Genomic DNA, 1,405 nt, shown 5'->3' on the forward strand with positions numbered 1-1,405 from the left:
CCCCACAGCCTTGAGCTCCTCCGCGGTCAACGGCGGCCCAGCCAACGGCCCCCGCAACGGCCCCACCACCGCGGCCAACACCACCCGCGGAGCGACCAGCACCTCCGCCCCCCGCTCCAACGAGGTCACATCCGTGAGCCGCCGGGCGATGCGCCCGTTACCCGTGGCGGTACGCAGCAGCCGGCCGACGTACGCCGCGAGCAGCCGCTCACGCCGGGTGGGCCCGCCCTTCGTGGCACCCGGGTAGAACACGTCCTGCCCGGTGGCGAGGTCCCACGCCGCGTTCACCGGCCGGGCCATCGCCTTCTGGGCGTGGCGGGCCAGCCCCGGCGTCCCCCACCCCTGACGGCGGATCACCGAGCGGAGCGCCACCGCGCTCTGCGCGGCGACCGACATACCGTGCCCGTAGACCGGGTTGAACGCGGCGAGCGCGTCGCCGAGGACGGTGAAGTTCTCGGGCCAGGCCGGCATGCGCTCGTAGAACCAACGCCGGTTGACGGTCGTGCGGGTGAACGCCACGTCCGTCAACGGCTCGGCGTCCGCGAGGAGTTCACCGATCAGCGGATGGCGTACGTCCTCCAGGGCGAACCGTACGAAGTCGGCGTCCGCCGAAGGGGGTTCGCCGCCCCGGGTGCCGGACAGGGTGACGAGCCACTGGCCGTCCTCGATGGGCAGGAGCACAGCGCCACGGCCGGGGCCCCCGGCGCGCGGGTCGGGCTGCACGTTGACGACCGGGAAGCCGCCCCGGGCCTGCTCGGGTGCGCGGTAGACCCGGCTGGCGTACGCGAGCCCGGCGTCGACCTCCCGCCGCGCCGGCACGGGCAGCCCGAGCGCGGCCAGCCACCGGGGCGCCCGGGAGGCCCGGCCGGTGGCGTCGACGACCAGATCGGCCGCCAGAGTCCGCTCCGTACCGTCGTCCCCGCGGACCCGGACCCCGGTGACCGCGGCGGCCGTGCCCTCCAGGCCCAGCACCTCGGTGCGTTCCACCAGCCCGACCCGGTCGTCGTCCAGGACGTGCGAGCGGATCGTCGCGTCCAGCAGGTCCCGGCTGGACAGCAGCAGATGGTGCGACTCGGGCCAGCGCCGGAACCAGCCCTGCGGGGACAGCGCGACCATGTCCGTCGTGACCGCCAGCCGGTGCGCCCCGGCCGCCAGCAACTGCTCGGTGGCGCCGGGCACGAGGTCCTCGACGGCCCGGGCCCCGCCGGACCACAGCATGTGGGCGTGGCGTGCCTGGGGCAGGCCGCGGCGGGGCCCGGGCCCGTCGGGCAGGACGTCGCGCTCGACGATCGTCACGGTGTGCGCGTACCCGGCCAGCGCGCGGGCCGCGAGCATCCCGGCGAACGACCCGCCGAGGACGACGGCGGACCGAGCGGGCCGGGCGGACCCGGCGGACCCCGTGGGC

The 1,405-nt window shown here is 76.4% G+C and carries 1 protein-coding gene; it reads right to left on the reverse strand.

Annotated elements, in window-relative coordinates:
- Positions 1–1,335, reverse strand: a 1,335-nt coding sequence (locus FNH08_RS50070) for a pyridine nucleotide-disulfide oxidoreductase (protein WP_152778670.1), incomplete at its 3' end; no start/stop codon positions are given.
- Positions 1,336–1,405 lie beyond the last annotated feature (70 nt).

The sequence above is a fragment of the Streptomyces spongiae genome (assembly GCF_009377185.1).
Taxonomy (GTDB): domain Bacteria; phylum Actinomycetota; class Actinomycetes; order Streptomycetales; family Streptomycetaceae; genus Streptomyces; species Streptomyces spongiae.